Source organism: Bacillus sp. AY2-1 (genome assembly GCF_008368965.1).
GTDB lineage: Bacteria > Bacillota > Bacilli > Bacillales > Bacillaceae_G > Bacillus_A > Bacillus_A thuringiensis_S.
The window spans coordinates 50,197-68,483 of sequence record NZ_QPEL01000017.1 but is presented as its reverse complement, the minus strand read 5'-3'; the positions used below and the strand labels follow the sequence as shown (position 1 = coordinate 68,483).

Genomic DNA, 18,287 nt, shown 5'->3' with positions numbered 1-18,287 from the left:
AAAACAGCCGTTTTTTAATTTTGGGAAAATATGTGAACTATTGTTGAACTCTTTATCATTTAAGTATATAATCTTTAGCGGAGGTTACTTAAGCTTATCTTTACTAAAAAGATATTGTAGCTAAGGAGGAAAACACCTTCTTTTTTATTGTTTAAACAGTCTCAAAAATGACCGTAGTAACGGGTTAGTCGAATATTCTGTAATCCTTATATTCCTCTAACAATGTAAGAAACTATCGTCTTTCAACTTCGGTCCACTAATCGTACAACTCTCTTTAGACAAAATAGATGACTATTTTCAAAGTACATATTGTCTTCATTCTGACCAAAAACAACCCTATCTAGATTTTTATTTCCACATAACTTTAAGGCAAAAATAAGCCTTCACAAGGGGATACACTACCTTGGTTAGTATGTATCGTAAAACTTACCTTTATAACCATTCTTTTTTACTAGATATACATGAAAACTATCTCACATATAAAGGTCTGATATCATTCTTTATATCAGTATTTTTTTCGACATTTTTTGTCGAATTGTGTATATTTCCAAATAACTGTGTAAATATACATTTTGTTTTACGTTAAATAATATTACTTTGAACATAACCCAGTTTGTCTGAGAACGCGTATAGAAACGGAGGGATAGCAAAAACAAATAGCTTATAACAAATACTTTTAATATTCCATTTGTTCATGTGGAATAAGTCCCCAATGGACAAATGAATGTTCAGAGGAGGAAAAATGAAAAAACTTTTCAATGTATGTTTAATTGTATTCGTACTATTTTCGCAGCTTGCTAGTTTTCCATACAATCAAGTAAAAGCGGAAACCTTAACAGGAGATTCCTTATTTGACACTGTTGAAATGAAAGATGCAACGAATCATATTATTGACGAAGCAAAAAATCCTAACAACTTAATAAAGATAGGATCAACCATTCAAGTAGAATACGCTTGGTCAATAAAGGATCAACAAGTTGCACATGCAAATGATACAGCAGTAGTCCAAATACCACTTGCATTAAAAGTATCTAAAGATTTGCAAGGGGATTTAGTCACAGATCAAAAAAATATTGGTCAATATTTTATAACAGCTAAAGATAATAAATTAAAATTGATATTTAATGATCAAGTAGAAAATTTGAAAGACGCTAAAGGAAAAATTAAAGTTGATACCGTGTTTAACTCAACTTTAAAAACTGGAGAAAAATCAGTTCAAATCGCTTTTCCTTTAGGAACAATCGTTCAACCTATATCAGTTCCTGTTCAGGTAGAAGACTCTAAAGAAGATGGCACCAAACAGGATACTAATAAACAAGTGCAAGATCCAGTAGCTAAACCTGTTACTGACAATCCGGAGCAAGATCCAGCAACTAAACCTGTTACTGATAATCCGGAACAAAACCCAGCAACTAAACCTGTTACCGATAATCCGGAACAGAACCCAGCAACTAAACCTGTTACCGATAATCTGGAACAAAATCCAGCAACTAAACCTGTTACCGATAATCCGGAACAAAACCCAGCAGCTAAAATTGCTACTGGCAATCCAGAACATAAGCTAGCAAGCAGCCCTGTTGAGAATACAAATTCAGGTCCAAAGCAAATAACAACAAACATTTTAACCGGTGTAAAGTTGACGGATAAAGACGGAAAACCATTTACAGAGGATAACCGTCCAAGCACAGATTCCCCTGCCAATATTGAGTTTACATGGGAGCTTTTAAAATCAATGAATGTGAAAAGCGGAGATTACTATATTTTTGATCTTCCTAAACATTTTAAGATTTACAATACAATTAACAGTCCTTTATATGATAGTGAAAACAATCAAATTGGTAATTTTACTGTTACAAAAGACGGAAAAGTCACGATGACATTCAACGATTATGTTGAAGAGCATCCAGATGTTGCTGGTAACCTACAACTAAAGACAGAATTTAATAAAGCTGAAATTAAAGGTACAACAACACAAGAAATTCCTTTCCCAATTAAAGATAAGGATGTTTCTATTACAGTTGACTTTAAGCCTAATGTACAAACAGCTACGAATAAAAAAGGGGTACCTGATAGACCAATTAATACAAATGAAATTAATTGGAAAGTAGAGATGAACAAAACGAAAGAAACCCTTAAAAATGCTGTTTTTAAAGATAACATCCCACAGGGTACAAGCTTAAATAAAGATTCTATTAAAGTTTATTATTTAGAAGTTGATGTTAATGGAAATGTAATGCGTGGTGCAGAAGCTGAGCCAACAGATTACAATATTATTTCATCAGATGGCTCAAAATTGGAGATTGCTTTTAAAGATTCTATCAATAAAGCATATCAAATCGAATATGCCACAAAAATTACTGATGAAAATATTAAAAGTTTTCGAAATAACGTTACGATAACGAGTGATAATCAAAAGCAACAAAACGCAAGCTCTACTGTAACGGTTTCTCGTGGTACACACTTAAATAAAACAAGTAAATATGATCCAAAGACGCAAACAATTGAGTGGACAATTACTTACAATGGTGATCAAAGAGAGATCAAAAAAGCAGACGCGATTTTAAAAGATATTTTTGACGATACACACGAACTAGATGCAAATTCTATTGTTGTGAAAAACGCTTCATATAATGAAAAGGGAACGCTTGTAACAGGTGACGCTGTGAATAATTACACTGTAAATAACAAGAAGAATGGATTCGATTTACAGTTTAACGATGATATTAATAGTGCTTATGTGATTACCTATAAAACCAAGCCAACTAATAAAGTTATAGAAGATGGAAAAGTAAAAAATAAAGTTACAGCTGATAATGATTCAAGTAAAGAAAATGAAGCTAGCTTCAAGCAGCAAAATATTATTAAATCTAATAATAAAGCTGAAACAAATTATAAAGACAAAACAACAACTTGGACAATTATAGTAAATAATAACAACTACCCATTAAACAACGCGATCATTACGGACACCTTTGATCATGGTGGATTACAATTAAAAGATAAAAAACTAGAAATTAAAGATGGAAATTATACCCTTCAAGCTGGGACTGACTATGTTTTAGATGCAACAGATAAAGGCTTCAAAATTACTCTTATAGGTACATATCAGTCTAATATGACAAAGACATTAGTTGTAAAATATACGACAGACTTTGATTATACAAAGCTAGAAAGTGGTAAAACTTCATTTAAAAATACAGGTAACCTATCTTGGATAGATACGGATTCTAAGCCACAATCAAATAAAGTTGAAGCTAATTTCGATCCTGATACTTTCACAAAGGCAAATGGTTATAAGTACGGTTCTTATAACGCTCAAACGAAGGAAATTACTTGGATAATAGGCTTTAACTATAATAATGTTGAGATTAAAGATCCTTCTGTTATAGACGTAATACAAGATAAACAAAAATTAGTTCCTGGATCCATTGAAGTACGCGATATGATTTTAAATGGAAATCCTGATAATGCACAACCTGGTAATGCTGTACCAACTGAGAAATATGAACTTGAAGAACCTACAGAGAAAAATAAAAACACCCTAAAGGTTCATTTCAAACAATCAATTAATTCACCTTACTATATTATCTTTAAAACAAGCCTTGATGGTGAACTTATCCAAGGCACTTACAAAAACGAGGCAGATTTAAAAGATGGCTCTAAAATTGTTAACACCCTTACAGGTGATACTCAAGTAAATAAAGGTGGCAGCTTCGTTACTAAAAAAGCTGTGCAAGACGACAACTATATTAATTGGAGTATCGCAATTAACGAAAGCCAATCAACCATTGCGGATGCGGTTGTAACAGATGACCCAACCGAAAATCAGGTAATTGTGGAAGATTCATTCCACTTATATCCTACAACTGTTGATCCATATGGAAATTTAACAAAAGATAAAGTAAACGAATTAAAAGAAGGAACAGACTATAAACTCAAAATAACAACAGACAATACTACCGGAAAGCAACATTTCGAAATTGCCTTCTTGAAAAAAATTGATCGAGCTTATATTTTAGAATATCGCTCACTTATTAATGCAGACGATAAAGAAAAAGTAAGTAATAAAGCGAAAATCACAGGCAATAAGTTGACAGTTAAAAACACAGAAACTACTGAAACAATTGAAGTGAGAATGTCTTCTGGTTCAGGTGGAGGATCTGCTACCAAAGGTCGTGGAAACCTTGAAATTATAAAGGTAGATAACGACAATAAGAACGTACTATTAGCTGGGGCAGAATTTACTTTATACGATCGTACAGGTAAAACTGTTATCCGTAAAATTACAACAGACAAAGACGGTATCGCTAAATTTAATAATTTAAAACGTGATAAATATTTATTAAAAGAAACAAAGGCTCCTGAAGGCTATGTAATTAGCTGGGATTTAAAACAAGGGAAAATTGTTGAACTTGGTACACAAGAGACTACAACATATAAACTTGCAAATAAGAAATTTGTCGGGAAAGTAGTTTTAACAAAATCTGATGACCTGAACAAAAATGCAACACTACAAGGCGCTATTTTCACACTACTGGATAAAGATAAAAAAGTAATTCCAGAACACAAAGAATTAACAACAAATAATAACGGACAAATTATTATAGATAAACTAAAACCAGGAACTTACTACTTACAAGAAACGAAGGCTCCTGAGCATTATCAATTAGATAGCAAACTTATTCCGTTTACTATCTCTATAGATCAAACAACAGTAGTAAATCTAACTGCGACAAATAGTTTAACTAAAGGATCTGCTCTTTTAACAAAAGTGGATAATTATAATAAAACTTTAGCAGGGGCAGAGTTTACTGTTCAAGATCGCAACGGAAAAAATATTCCTGGATATGAAAAATTAACAACAAATGAACATGGACAAATAGAAGCAAAAGATTTACGTCCGGGTAAATACCAATTTGTCGAAACAAAAGCTCCTGAGCATTATGAATTAGACAAAACGCCTATTCTATTTGAAATAGAAAAAAGCCAAACTACAGTCGCTTCTGTTACAGCAAAAAACGCTTTAATTAAAGGTGACATTACGTTAACAAAAGTGGATGATACTGATGGCACTACCCTTGAAGGTGCGGTATTCAAAATTGTTAACGACAAAAATGAAGATGTCCGTACAAACTTAAAAACAGAAAAAGATGGAACTTTGACCGTTAAAGATTTAGATCCTGGTGATTATCAATTTATTGAGACAACACCACCTAAATACTATGACTTAAATAAAGAACCAATTCCGTTTACAATCGAGAAAAGTCAAACAAGCATTATCTCAATTACTGCAAAAAACAGTTTAACTACAGGTGCTGTTGAGCTATTAAAAGTCGACGAATTTGATAAAAAGACTCCTCTTGCTGGAGCTATGTTCAAAATCGTGAATGATAAGAACGAAGACGTTCGTACAGAATTAACTACCGACACAAACGGAACTGTTAAAGCTTCTGACTTACGTCCAGGCAAATACAAATTTATTGAAACAAAAGCTCCTGAACATTATGAACTGCGATCAACACCAATTGAATTTACAATTGAGAAAGGTCAAAAAACACCGATTGTTATTACAGCTGAAAATGGTCTACTACCAGGCGATGTTGAACTAACAAAACTCGATGATACTGATGGCACTGCACTTATAGGTGCCGTATTCAAAATCGTTAATAATAAAAATGAAGATGTCCGTACAGAATTAGTTACGAATCAGGAAGGTAAAATTATTGCTACTGGTTTACGTCCAGGTAACTATAAATTTATCGAAATGAAAGCTCCTGAGCATTATGCCTTAAATAAAACACCTATTGAATTTACAATTAAGGAGAGCCAAGCGACTGCTATTAACGTTACAGCTACTAACAGCTTAACAAAAGGTGGTATTGAATTAACAAAAGTTGATTCTGTAAATGCTAAGGAAACCCTTGAAGGTGCAGTATTTAAAATTGTTAATGACAAAGGTGAGGATGTTCGTACGGAACTTACTACTGATAAAGACGGTAAATTAGTAGTACAAGACTTACGTCCGGGTAATTATAAGCTAATCGAGACGAAGGCTCCTACTTATTACGATGTAAATGAAGAACCAATTGAATTTATAATTGAAAAGAGTCAACAAAAACTCATCCCTATTACTTTCAAAAATAGTTTGACGAAAGGAAAGGTCAAATTAATTAAAGAAGATGACGTGGAGAGCGCGAAAGCTCTTGCTGGCGCTGTATTCACATTACAAGACGCAACTGGCAAAGAAATTATGAAAGATTTAATAACAGATGCACACGGAGTATTAGTCATCCCTGATTTAGCACCAGGCGATTATCAATTTATTGAAGTGAAAGCTCCTGAACATTATAAATTAGATCAAACACCTATTAAGTTCACAATTAAAAAAGGTAGTAAGGAAGATCTTCCTATCCCTGTTACTGTAAAAAACAGTTTACTTACAGGTGGCGTCACTTTAACAAAAGTTGATGATGTTGATGGCACTACTCTTGAAGGTGGAGAATTTATAATCGTTGACGCTCATGATACTAAAAAGGTAATTCGCAAAGGTTTAACGACTGATAAAAACGGTAAAATTACTGCTTCTGATTTACGTCCTGGAGACTATCAATTTGTTGAAGTAAAAGCTCCAAAAGACTATACCTTAAGCAAAGAGCCTATTCCGTTCACTATCGAAAAAAGTCAAAAAGAGAATATTACTGTTACTGCTACTAACAGTTTAAAGAAAGGTGCAGTAACATTAACAAAAATCGATGACATCGATCGTACGATGCTCGAAGGTGCAATCTTTAAGATTGTTGATATGAACGGTAAGGAAGTTCATACGAATCTTGTTACAGATAAAAACGGAAAAATTTCTGTTTCTGATTTACGCCCTGGAGACTATCAGTTCATTGAAACAAAAGCTCCTGAGCACTATGTATTAGAAGAAACACAAATTCCGTTTACAATTGAAAGAAGTCAAACGAAAGAGATCAATGTTACAGGTAAAAATGCTTTGAAAAAAGGTAGCGTTGAACTAACAAAGATTGACGATATTGATATAAATACAAAACTTGCTAACGCCGTATTTGATTTATTAGATGCAGACGGAGAGCTAGTTGAAGAAGGCTTAAAAACAAATGATGAAGGTAAAATTGTTGTTGAAAATCTACGTCCTGGTACGTATCAATTCGTTGAAACAATTGCTCCTGAACATTACGTTTTAGATAAAAAACCTATCGTATTTACAATTAAAAAGAGCCAAACTGAAGCTCTTCATGTCACTGCTACAAATGCTTTAACAAAGGGTGCTGTTAAACTTTCTAAAGTAGATGATGTTGATGCCACTGTTCTTAAAGATGCAGTATTTAAAATTGTTAATATGAACGGTGATGTAGTTCATAAAGACCTTGTTACAAATGAACAAGGACTAATCGAAATTAACGACCTACGTCCTGGTGATTACCAATTCATCGAAACGAAAGCTCCTAAGGATTACGTTTTAGATGAAACACCAATCAAATTCACTATTGAAAAAGGACAGAAGAAATCTATTTCTTTAACTGCTACAAATAGCTTAAAACAAGGTAGTATCGAATTACTTAAAGTTGATGATTTAAACGATCAAACAAAACTTGCCGATGCGGTATTTAATTTACTAGATCAAAATGGCAAGGTACTTAAAACAGATTTAAAAACAAACAGTGAAGGTAAAATCGTTGTCGAAAACTTACGTCCTGGTACGTATCAATTCGTTGAAACAACGGCTCCTGAACACTATGATTTAGACAAAAAACCAATTATATTTACAATTGAAAAAAGCCAAAAAGATATCGCTACCGTTACTATGAAAAATAGTTTAACAAAAGGCGGCGTGGAACTTTCTAAAGTAGATGACGTTGATGGCACTACTCTTGAAGGCGCAGTATTTAAAATTGCAGATATGAATGGTACTGTAATTCGCAAAGATCTTGTTACGAATCAACAAGGTAAAATTAGCGTTTCTGACCTACGTCCTGGTGATTATCAATTCATCGAGACAACGGCTCCGAAACACTACGATTTAAACAAAGAGCCAATTCCATTCACAATCACACAGAGCCAAGCTGAGCCTGTCTCTGTTACAGCTACAAATAGCTTAACGAAAGGCACTGTGGAGCTTTCTAAAGTGGATGATGTTGATGGTACCGCTCTTAAAGATGCGATATTTAAAATTACTGATATGAATGGTAATGACATTCGCACTGAGCTTACAACAGATGTACATGGAAAAATTTCTGTTTCTGATTTACGTCCTGGGGACTATCAATTTATTGAAACGAAGGCTCCTGAACACTATAAATTAGATAGTACACCTATTAAGTTTACAATTAAGAAAAGCCAAAAAGAAAAGCTCCAAGTTACTGCTACAAATAGCTTAACTGAGGGTGCTGTAGAATTAATAAAAGTGGATGATATAAATCCAGATACAAAACTTTCTGATGCAGTGTTTAACATCATCGATGCGAAAGGTAAAATTGTTCGCACTGATTTAACTACTGATAAAGATGGTAAAATTACTGCTACGAACTTACGCCCAGGAGACTATCAATTCATTGAAACGAAAGCTCCGAAGCATTACGATTTAAATAAAACACCTATCGATTTCACTATCGAGAAAAGTCAACTAACTCACGTTTCTGTTACTGCCAAGAATGGCCTAACAAAAGGTGGCGTGGAATTAACGAAAGTTGACTCTATAGATAAGAAAGAAATGCTAGAAGGTGCTGTATTTAAAATTACTGATATGAATGGTAACGACATTCGCACGAATTTAGTTACGAATAAAGATGGTAAAATCATCGCTAAAAACTTACAACCAGGAGACTATGAGTTTATCGAAACGAAAGCTCCTAAACATTACGACCTAAATGAAGAACCAATTAAGTTCACAATCGAAAGAAGTCAAACAAAGCATGTCTTCGTTACAGCTATTAATAGCTTAACGAAAGGTAGTGTGGAGTTAATTAAAGTGGATGATGCCAAGAAAAACACAACACTTGAAGGGGCAGTATTTAAAATTGTTAACAAGGATGGACACGACGTCCGTACCGATTTAACTACTGATAAAAACGGCCGTTTAGTTGTGGATGAATTACCACCAGGAGACTATGAGTTTATCGAAACAAAAGCTCCTGAACACTATGACTTAAACGAAATACCTATTAAGTTCACAGTTAAAAAAGGCCAAGAAAAAATCACCTCTGTTACTGCTACGAATAGCTTAACGAAAGGTGCAGTTGAATTAATTAAGGTCGATGACATCGACGGCACTACTCTTGAAGGGGCTATCTTTAAAATTGTGGATATGGATGGCAAGGATGTTCGTTCTGATTTAGCTACTGATAAAGATGGTAAGATTTCTGTTTCTGATTTACGTCCGGGTGACTATCAGTTCATTGAAATGAAAGCTCCTAAGCATTACGACTTAAATCAAAATCCTATCAAGTTTACTGTTGAAAAGAGTCAAACTGCTAAAACTTCTGTTACTGCTACTAACAGCTTAACGAAAGGCGCTGTTGAATTAACTAAAGTTGATGACATCGACGGCACTATTCTTGAAGGGGCTATCTTTAAAATTGTGGATACGGACGGCAAGGATGTTCGTTCTGATTTAACTACTGATAAAGATGGTAAGATTTCTGTTTCTGATTTGCGTCCGGGAGACTATCAGTTCATTGAAATGAAAGCTCCAACTGGCTATGATTTAAACGTTAAACCAATTCCTTTCACAATTACGAAAGGACAAACTCAGGTTACCTCTGTTACAGCTTTAAATAGTTTAACAACAGGTTCAATTGAGTTAACTAAAGTTGATATTGATCACCATGGAACACTTGAAGGTGCCATTTTCAATATTTTAGACCAAGATGGAAACGTCATCCGAGAAGGTTTAAAAACAGATCAACAAGGAAAAGTAATCATAAATGATTTGAAACCTGGTAATTATCAATTAGTAGAAACAAAGGCTCCTAAAGGCTATCAATTAGATGCATCACCAATAAACTTTACAATTGATAAAGCCCAAGCTACGCCACTACAAATTACAGTTTCAAATAAAAAGATTGAATCTTCTTCAGGTGGAGATGACAAGCCCGTTACTCCGCCAAATAAAGAAGAAAACAAAGGCACTGAAACATCTGAGAAACACGAAAACGGAACTTCCGAAGAAACATCGAATGAAACAGATAACAAACAGCAAGATGATCGAAATACGGATAAGCACCTTCCAAATACAGGTCATAAAGAAGATCCTACACAAACAGTAGGTATCGTTCTTCTACTAGCTGGATTATTAAGTATTTTAGCTAAAAAACGCAAAAAAAATTATTAATAATTTTTTCACACCCAATCAATCTCTCAATTGATTGGGTGTTTTTTTATACAAAAAGGACGATACATAAAGTATCGTCCTTTTAACGGGGTGAGGCTGCCCAAAAGTACGGAAAACCTTTGAACAGCCTCGTATTTTCATATGGATGCCTTACATATATCACTGATAATAATTATGAAATGCGGAAACATAATTACCATCAACTGATTCAAACATGAGGAATGAAACCCTACAGTGGTTCCATTCCTCTACATAATCTAAAGTTTGGGTACACTAGATTCATGCAATGTAGGGGCTTTCAGAGTAGAAAGCGAACCTTCGTTTAAAATGATAGCATACATATCTCCCTCAAAAATATGCAAATATGCATATATTGTTTTTATTTCTCAATGTCAGAATATTGAAAAATAAAAGACGCAAAGGTAAAATAAAGTCATTATCCGTCTTCTTTTGTCAGTCAGAGAGAATAGAAGAATAGGAGAGGAAAAAATGAGCAAATCATTGAAACAAAAAATAGTAAGCTCTTTGCTTGCTATATCACTTGCTGTTAGCTTAGCTCCAATTGGGCAAGCAAAAGCGGATTCCACTTCAGAAGTTCCACAAACTCCATCTATTACAAAACAAATTGATCCAAACCGCGCCATTGAACATGTTCGTTTCTTATCTGAAACAATTGGGCCTCGACCCGGTGGAACAAAATCCGAAGAATGGGCTTCTCGTTACATTGGTATGCAGCTTAAATCAATGGGTTATGACGTAGAATATCAGCCATTTCAGGTGCCCGATCAATACGTTGGATTCATTGAATCACCACTATCAACAAAACGTAATTGGCAAGCTGGTGCTGCTCCTAATGCACTAATATCTACAGAAGCTATTACAGCTCCCCTTATCTTTGTTCAAGGTGGGACAAAATTAGAAGATATTCCAAATGAAGTAAACGGTAAAATTGTTTTATTTGAAAGAGGAACGACAGTTACAGATTATAATAAACAAGTTGAAAATGCTGTTAGCAAAGGTGCAAAAGGTGTTCTTTTATACAGTTTAATTGGCGGGCGCGGAAATTATGGACAAACCTTCAATCCCCGCCTAACGAAAAAGCAATCTATCCCTGTCTTTGGTCTTGCTTATGCGCAAGGAAATGCATTTAAAGAAGAAATCGCTAAAAAAGAGACAACAATTCTTTCCCTAAAAGCGAGACATGAATCTAAATTAACATCTCTAAATGTTATCGCAAAAAAGAAACCAAAAAAGAGTACGGGTAATGAAAAAGCAGTCGTTGTAAGCTCGCACTATGATAGTGTTGTTGGAGCACCTGGCGCAAATGATAATGCTTCTGGAACTGGATTAGTATTAGAACTAGCTCGTGCTTTTCAAAATGTAGAAACTGATAAAGAAATTCGCTTTATTACCTTTGGTTCTGAAGAAACTGGATTACTTGGTTCGGATTATTACGTTAATAGTCTATCCCAAAAAGAACGTGACCGTATTTTAGGCGTCTTTAATGCTGATATGGTTGCAACAAATTATGATAAAGCAAAGAATTTATACGCTATGACACCTGATGGCTCTACAAACTTTGTAACAGATGCTGCCTTGCAAGCAGGTAAACAATTAAATAATGACCTCGTTCTTCAAGGGAAATTTGGCTCCAGTGATCACGTACCGTTTGCTGAAGCTGGTATTCCTGCTGCTCTATTTATTTGGATGGGTGTCGATAGTTGGAATCCATTAATCTATCATATCGAGAAGGTATACCATACACCCCAAGATAACGTATTAGAAAACATTTCACCTGAACGAATGAAAATGGCATTAGACGTTATCGGAACAGGAGTTTATAACTCGCTTCAAAAACCTATTACTCAAACTGAGCAGAAAGCTGCTTAATCAATAAAAGACCACTGATTTTTATCAGTGGTCTTTTATTGAGAAAAAATATATATGCATAAAAGCATATTTTATCCTACTCATTATCGTATACAATATTAACTGTAACAACACCGATTACAACTAATAAGGAGGCTTTTTCTATTATGAAAAAAATGATTTTAGTAGGTGCGTTAACTTTAGCAGGAATTACCGGAGCTACCGCGTTTATTCCTGAAACAAAAGTCGCTGCTGCCGCTCAAGAACAAAGCTTTACAAAATTTTATTCTTTGCAAACTGGAGGTAGTTCTGAACAAGAACCTATTTCCCTTCAAAAAGGACAAGAACTAACAATTCATCCTAACAGCAAAACTCCTAGTTACAGTGTTTATGACTCAAATCATAACCTTATTGGGCGTTATTCTGATGGTTACGGCCGAATTTTCACTGCAAAAACAGATGGAAATATGTATGTTCAATTTCATGCACCTTACGTTTACTATAGTCCTGTTAGTTTTTCTGTTACTTATACAATCCAATAAAATAAGGGGCCTTTCTCAGAGGCCCTTTATTTTGCTTCCCAATTCACTTTTACAAAACCATCTTTCACCATTAAACCACTTATATTGAATACATACTTTTCATTTGCTTTTAATGTAGCTTTAAAAGTACCTTTTTTCGATTCACAAATCTCCTTTAATTCCTTTATCCCTTCTCCTTGTCTTTCATACAAGCTAAAGCATAAGTTACCACGCTTTGCATCTGTTTCATAAGAAAATGTTACTTCTGTATCTTTTGCATACTCAAGTTCAATATCTTTCCCAGCAATATCCCATGATGAGAATTTTGCCTCGTAACTTGTCTCCCCTTTCTTCTCATTTTCTAAATATATATCACCAGCTCTCCACATATCATCTAACGTTTGAACGAAAGCAAAGCCGCTAAGTAATACAAACATCGCACTTGCAAATATAACAACTAATGTTACCTTTTGCTTTTTCATACCCTTCATCGTATATTCTCCTTCTACTTTCCGGCTATTTCTGCGTGTCATATATAACAAAACTCCAATAAAAAATGGCAATATAATCGCTATAACACTCCACCACTTACTTATTCCACGCGTTTTCGCATCTGTATATACCCATGATGCTACACATACTAAAAGTGCTATAAAAGCCAAAAACATTGTAATCCCAGCTATCTCAAATACTACAAATGGATTAGCGAACCCTATCATGTAATTTATACTCCTTCTTTAAAAATGCCTGTATGACAACATATATAGGAATGTATATGTGCATCATAATAACTATCGTTATAATGACAGATATTTTATGATCCAAATGACTAACAAACTGCTCTAGGGTGACTGTTAATACAATCATCCAAATAGCATGAATGAAAACAACCCATCTCTTTTCTAATTTTCGAGCATTTCGCACGCTCTGTTTCGTATGGTTTATTAGCTCTTCGTTAGGAACCATCTCTCCCGCTAAGCTACTTTTTATCTTCTGATCAAACTTATCTTCCGTCATAAACGAACCCCTCCAAATGTTCTCGAATTTGCTTCTTCGCATAATTAAGGCGGTATTTCACTGTACCAATCGGTATATTTAATATTTCACTAATTTCTTTATAAGAATATTGTTCATAATAGTAGAGTACGAGCACAGTTTTATACTTTTCATTCAATAACTGTATAACTTCCCGTATCATTTCCGCTTCCACTTTTTGAATACATTCTTCTGATATATTTACTTCATCTGCGAAATCTATTTCTCCACCATCTTCTTTATGAAACAAATCCAATATTCGATCTTTCCACCTTTTTTTCTTACGATAAAAATCATAAAACGTACGAACACAAATTGTAGCAATCCATTTTTTATAATTATCCACATAGGAAAGTTGATGCCTTGATGAAAAAACCTTTATCCACGTCTCTTGAAAAATATCTTCCGCATCTTCTTTCGTTTTCGCTAACTTATAGCATAAGGAATATATTTGCTGCTTATATATATCAATTAATTCTTCTACCTTTTCTTCCATCATAAGCCTCCTGTCATTTATATAAGACGACGCAAATTATCCTTTTGTTTGATAAAATTTTATTTTTTTATTATCTCCATACAAAAAGGCAATCACAACATCATGTGATTGCCTTTTATTTAAAAACGAAAGTCCGCTTCCGCTTTTCTTTATGTCCAGCTCTGCCTCCTAGCCCCTTCTGTCTAAGAACCTTCCCCACGAGAAGATAAAATGCATCTTCTGTGGGAAAGAACCTTAGCCTTCGGGACTAAACAGTCGGCTCCGCTTTTCTTCATTACATTTTTTCTGGTGCAGATACTCCTACGATTGCTAATGCATTTTGAAGCGTAGTGCGTACTGCTTTCATTAACTCGTAACGAGCTTTACTTAATTCTAAGTTATCTTGGTTTAATACTTTTTCTGCATTGTAGAAGCTGTGTAATGCTGCTGCTAATTCAAATGCATAGCTTGTAATGCGGTGTGGCAGACGTTTTTGTGCTGCATCCGCAACTACAGCTGGGAATTCACCAAGCTTTTTCAGTAACTCTACTTCTTTCTCAGAAGTAACAAGTTTGTAATTCACGTCTCCATCTGCAGCTAATCCTAACTCTTCACCTTGACGAAGGATACTGCATACACGAGCATGAGCATATTGTGCATAGTATACTGGGTTTTCATTAGATTTTGATACAGCTAAGTCCATATCGAAGTCCAAATGAGAATCACCACTACGCATTGCGAAGAAGTATCGCATTGCGTCCACGCCTACTTCTTCCATAAGCTCACGAAGTGTAACTGCTTTACCTGTACGCTTACTCATTTTCATTTTTTCACCATTTTGGTATAGTTGTACCATTTGGATGATTTCTACTTCAAGTGTTTCTTTATCGTAACCTAGCGCTTGAATAGCAGCTTTCATACGAGGAATGTAACCGTGGTGGTCAGCACCCCAAATGTTGATTAGCTTATCGAAACCACGCTCTAATTTATCGCGATGGTAAGCAATATCTGGCGTTAAGTATGTGTAAGAACCGTCATTTTTAATTAATACACGGTTTTTGTCATCACCGTAAGTCATTGAACGGAACCAAGTTGCTCCGCCTTCTTCAAAGATTTCGTCACGCTCTTTTAATACAGTAAGTGCAGCATCGATTTTTCCGTTTTTGTATAATGATGTTTCTGAGAACCATACATCAAATTTAACACGGAAGCTCTCTAAGTCTTTTTGAAGTTTTGCTAACTCATATTTCAAACCGTATGAACGGTAGAATTCATAGCTTTCTTCAGCATCAGCTTTTGCGTAACGATCGCCAAACTCTTCAGCTAAACGTTTACCGATTCCAATGATATCCGCACCATGGTAACCGTCTTCTGGCATTTCTTTATCTAAACCTAAAGCTTGCATGTAACGAGCTTCAACAGAAAGAGCTAAATTATGAATTTGGTTACCGGCATCATTAATGTAGTACTCACGAGATACATCGTATCCTGCTTTTGCTAATACGTTACATAAAGTGTCACCCACTGCCGCACCACGTGCATGTCCTAAGTGAAGGTCACCTGTTGGATTCGCAGATACGAACTCAACTTGTACTTTTTCACCTTTACCAGTGTTCGTTTCACCGTAAGCTTCACCAGCGTTTACGATTGTTGGAATTAAATCTGTTAAGTAGCTATTATCCATATAGAAGTTAATAAAACCAGGACCAGCGATTTCGATTTTTTCAATAGAAGCTTTTGCTTTATCGAAGTTTGCAACTAGTTCTTCTGCAATCATACGAGGTGCTTTTTTCGCAACGCGTGCAAGTTGCATTGCCATGTTTGTAGAGAAGTCACCATTTGTTTTATCTTTTGGAGATTCTAATACAACGTTTGGAATCTGTTCTTCTGTCGCTAATTCTGCCTTTAATACAGCAGCTTGAATTTCTTCTTTAATCAATCCTTTTACCTGTTCTAAGGAATTCATTATTTTGCCTCCTTCAAATTAATTGTAATTGTATATCTGCCAGCTTCTTGTTCACTTAGAAGCAATGCGTACGTTAAGAAGAGTTGTCCTTTTTTCTTTTCATCCGACCATTTAAAAAGAACGTTATCAGTTTTCGTTTGCAGTGCAAACGTACCAAGTTCACTCGTATACGTACCCGTTGTCCATTCACCTTTCACATGCGTCTGACGCATAGAAATAGCACCTGAACGCATAATGAGAACTTGTTCATCTTGAATTTTAATAATTGTTTTCACTTCGCCTTGTTCGTTCGGCTCCTGGAATGTTACATATGTACCTTGACCTTTTACATAGTATTGACCATTTGCTTCAAAAGCAACGGTTTCCTTCCTCGCCCCTTCACGGATTTCTGTTACGAAATGAACGTGTACCGGCAAGCCTGCAAGTTGTTTCTTCACGTCTTGCACACCTTTCAAATGTTATAGATATTAAATACTACTTATAATAAATCACTTTTCCTATCATATCAAAAAAAGACGCTGTCTGTCTGCTGAAAAATCAGGAAAACTCCATTTCAAAAAATAATTCCCTCCTACTTTATTTCATATGATAAAATATTTTTTAAATCTAAATATTCTTTTAATTATAGAGGTGAATTCAATGATACCAACAAAGTTAAAAAAGGGTGATGAAATACGCGTGATTTCACCATCCTGTAGTTTAAGTATTGTTTCAAATGAAAATAGAAAACTTGCTATAAAAAGATTAACTGACATGGGCTTTCAAGTGACATTCTCAAAATATGCCGATGAGATAGATCGATTTGCTTCCTCTTCTATTTCTTCCCGCGTCCAAGACCTCCATGAAGCATTTAGAGACCCTAATGTAAAAGCTATTTTAACTACACTTGGCGGATACAACTCGAATGGTTTATTGAAATATCTCGATTTTGATTTAATTCGTGAAAACCCAAAATTTTTCTGTGGTTATTCTGATATTACTGCCTTAAATAATGCAATTTACGCAAAAACGGGTCTCGTTACATATTCAGGTCCCCACTTCTCTTCATTTGGAATGGAAAAAGGACTCCATTACACGGCTGATTACTTTTTACAATGCTTAACCGCTAATGAGCCTATTGAAATCATTCCGGCGGAAACGTGGAGCGATGATTCTTGGTATATGGATCAGGAAAATCGAGAATTTATTAAAAATGAAGGGTATGTTCCAATTCAAAAGGGGGAAGCGACAGGAGAAATTATCGGTGGCAATATGAGCACACTTAATTTACTACAAGGCACACCATATATGCCAAACTTAAAGGGCAAAATTTTATTCCTTGAAGAAGACAGTTTAACAGGAAAATCGACACTTAAAACTTTTGATCGCTATCTACATTCCCTTATGCAGCAACCTAATTTTGAACATATAACAGGTATTGTAATAGGAAGAATGCAAAAAGAAGCAGAATGTACGATAGCGGACATTCAAGAAATGATTGCTTCAAAACCTGAACTTGCACATATTCCTATTATTGCAAACGCAAGTTTCGGGCATACAACCCCGATTTTCACTTTCCCAATTGGTGGACGTGCAAAAATTATTTCTAACAAAGAAAAGACATCTATCACTATTTTAGCGTACTAAAAAAGGAGCGAATGAGTCGCTCCTTTTATGGTTTTTCTATTTTTTGCAACGCTTTTTGCGGGATTGACTCTTTCGTTATTTCAGCCCATCCTTTTCCTTGCATACCTTTTGCATAAATTTTTATAAAAGCACCTGCATGCAATTCACGATTTACCATTCTTTTAATAATTTGTTGATTTCCGTCCTCTGTATACCCTTTAAATGTATACAAATACTCACCGTCTTTTTTCTCACCTTTATCTACAACCGCATAATAATCTTGTATTTCTTTATTTGAAAAGAAGTTGTCTACAAAAGCATGTACACCTTCTGTTTTTGTATTCAAATAATACGCTGTTCCCCCTAAAATAATGGCGAATACAGCTAAAACTTTAATGACTAATTTCATACATGCGCCTCCTGTTTTACACTTCTTTCTCACTAATGTTATGTCTATACCTG

The 18,287-nt window shown here is 34.8% G+C and carries 10 protein-coding genes; 4 read left to right on the top strand and 6 right to left on the bottom strand.

Annotation, left to right across the window (positions count from 1 at the left end; genetic code table 11):
• The first annotated feature begins 742 nt into the window (after positions 1-742).
• The 3 genes from DN403_RS04255 (at position 743) to DN403_RS04245 (ending at position 12,765) form a co-directional block, all read left to right on the top strand.
• Entirely contained in the window at positions 743-10,354 is a 9,612-nt protein-coding gene (locus DN403_RS04255; RefSeq protein ID WP_149185311.1) for a SpaA isopeptide-forming pilin-related protein, read from the top strand.
• A gap of 489 nt (positions 10,355-10,843) precedes the next feature.
• Positions 10,844-12,244, top strand: a complete 1,401-nt coding sequence (locus DN403_RS04250) for a M28 family metallopeptidase (RefSeq protein ID WP_000045708.1) — start codon at positions 10,844-10,846, stop codon at positions 12,242-12,244.
• A 146-nt stretch (positions 12,245-12,390) separates the two neighbouring features.
• Entirely contained in the window at positions 12,391-12,765 is a 375-nt protein-coding gene (locus tag DN403_RS04245; RefSeq protein WP_016099332.1) for a hypothetical protein, read from the top strand.
• A 26-nt stretch (positions 12,766-12,791) separates the two neighbouring features.
• Here the strand turns inward: DN403_RS04245 and DN403_RS04240 are convergent, their stop codons facing one another.
• The 5 genes from DN403_RS04240 to DN403_RS04220 form a co-directional block, all read right to left on the bottom strand.
• Positions 12,792-13,463: an ABA4-like family protein gene (locus DN403_RS04240; protein ID WP_000578914.1), complete on the bottom strand. Its 672-nt coding sequence runs from the start codon at positions 13,461-13,463 to the stop codon at positions 12,792-12,794.
• A complete protein-coding gene (locus DN403_RS04235; protein WP_000133816.1) occupies positions 13,447-13,761 on the bottom strand; it encodes a hypothetical protein in 315 nt (104 codons plus the stop codon). The genes DN403_RS04240 and DN403_RS04235 overlap by 17 nt, the downstream gene beginning before the upstream one ends.
• Positions 13,748-14,275 carry an RNA polymerase sigma factor gene (locus tag DN403_RS31535; protein ID WP_000391647.1) on the bottom strand — a complete coding sequence of 176 codons (528 nt, stop codon included), beginning with the start codon at positions 14,273-14,275 and terminating at the stop codon, positions 13,748-13,750. The genes DN403_RS04235 and DN403_RS31535 overlap by 14 nt, the downstream gene beginning before the upstream one ends.
• A 274-nt stretch (positions 14,276-14,549) precedes the next feature.
• Positions 14,550-16,220, bottom strand: a complete 1,671-nt coding sequence (gene argS / locus DN403_RS04225) for an arginine--tRNA ligase (protein ID WP_001086463.1) — start codon at positions 16,218-16,220, stop codon at positions 14,550-14,552.
• Positions 16,220-16,657 (bottom strand): YwiB family protein, encoded by a 438-nt coding sequence (locus tag DN403_RS04220; RefSeq protein WP_000744343.1) that lies wholly within the window; start codon positions 16,655-16,657, stop codon positions 16,220-16,222. The genes argS and DN403_RS04220 overlap by 1 nt, the downstream gene beginning before the upstream one ends.
• Before the next feature lie 202 nt (positions 16,658-16,859).
• Here DN403_RS04220 and DN403_RS04215 point away from each other — a divergent pair, with 202 nt between their 5' ends.
• A complete protein-coding gene (locus DN403_RS04215; protein ID WP_000613237.1) occupies positions 16,860-17,846 on the top strand; it encodes a S66 family peptidase in 987 nt (328 codons plus the stop codon).
• A gap of 25 nt (positions 17,847-17,871) precedes the next feature.
• Here DN403_RS04215 and DN403_RS04210 read toward each other — a convergent pair whose 3' ends face one another.
• Positions 17,872-18,234: a YxeA family protein gene (locus tag DN403_RS04210; RefSeq protein ID WP_000779933.1), complete on the bottom strand. Its 363-nt coding sequence runs from the start codon at positions 18,232-18,234 to the stop codon at positions 17,872-17,874.
• Positions 18,235-18,287 lie beyond the last annotated feature (53 nt).

Bases quoted from the DNA above. Each gene is read 5' to 3' on its own strand.
- DN403_RS04255 (WP_149185311.1), top strand. From the start codon at position 743: ATGAAAAAACTTTTCAATGTATGTTTAATTGTATTCGTACTATTTTCG.
- DN403_RS04250 (WP_000045708.1), top strand. From the start codon at position 10,844: ATGAGCAAATCATTGAAACAAAAAATAGTAAGCTCTTTGCTTGCTATA.
- DN403_RS04245 (WP_016099332.1), top strand. From the start codon at position 12,391: ATGAAAAAAATGATTTTAGTAGGTGCGTTAACTTTAGCAGGAATTACC.
- DN403_RS04240 (WP_000578914.1), bottom strand. From the start codon at position 13,463: ATGATAGGGTTCGCTAATCCATTTGTAGTATTTGAGATAGCTGGGATT.
- DN403_RS04235 (WP_000133816.1), bottom strand. From the start codon at position 13,761: ATGACGGAAGATAAGTTTGATCAGAAGATAAAAAGTAGCTTAGCGGGA.
- DN403_RS31535 (WP_000391647.1), bottom strand. From the start codon at position 14,275: ATGGAAGAAAAGGTAGAAGAATTAATTGATATATATAAGCAGCAAATA.
- argS (WP_001086463.1), bottom strand. From the start codon at position 16,220: ATGAATTCCTTAGAACAGGTAAAAGGATTGATTAAAGAAGAAATTCAA.
- DN403_RS04215 (WP_000613237.1), top strand. From the start codon at position 16,860: ATGATACCAACAAAGTTAAAAAAGGGTGATGAAATACGCGTGATTTCA.
- DN403_RS04210 (WP_000779933.1), bottom strand. From the start codon at position 18,234: ATGAAATTAGTCATTAAAGTTTTAGCTGTATTCGCCATTATTTTAGGG.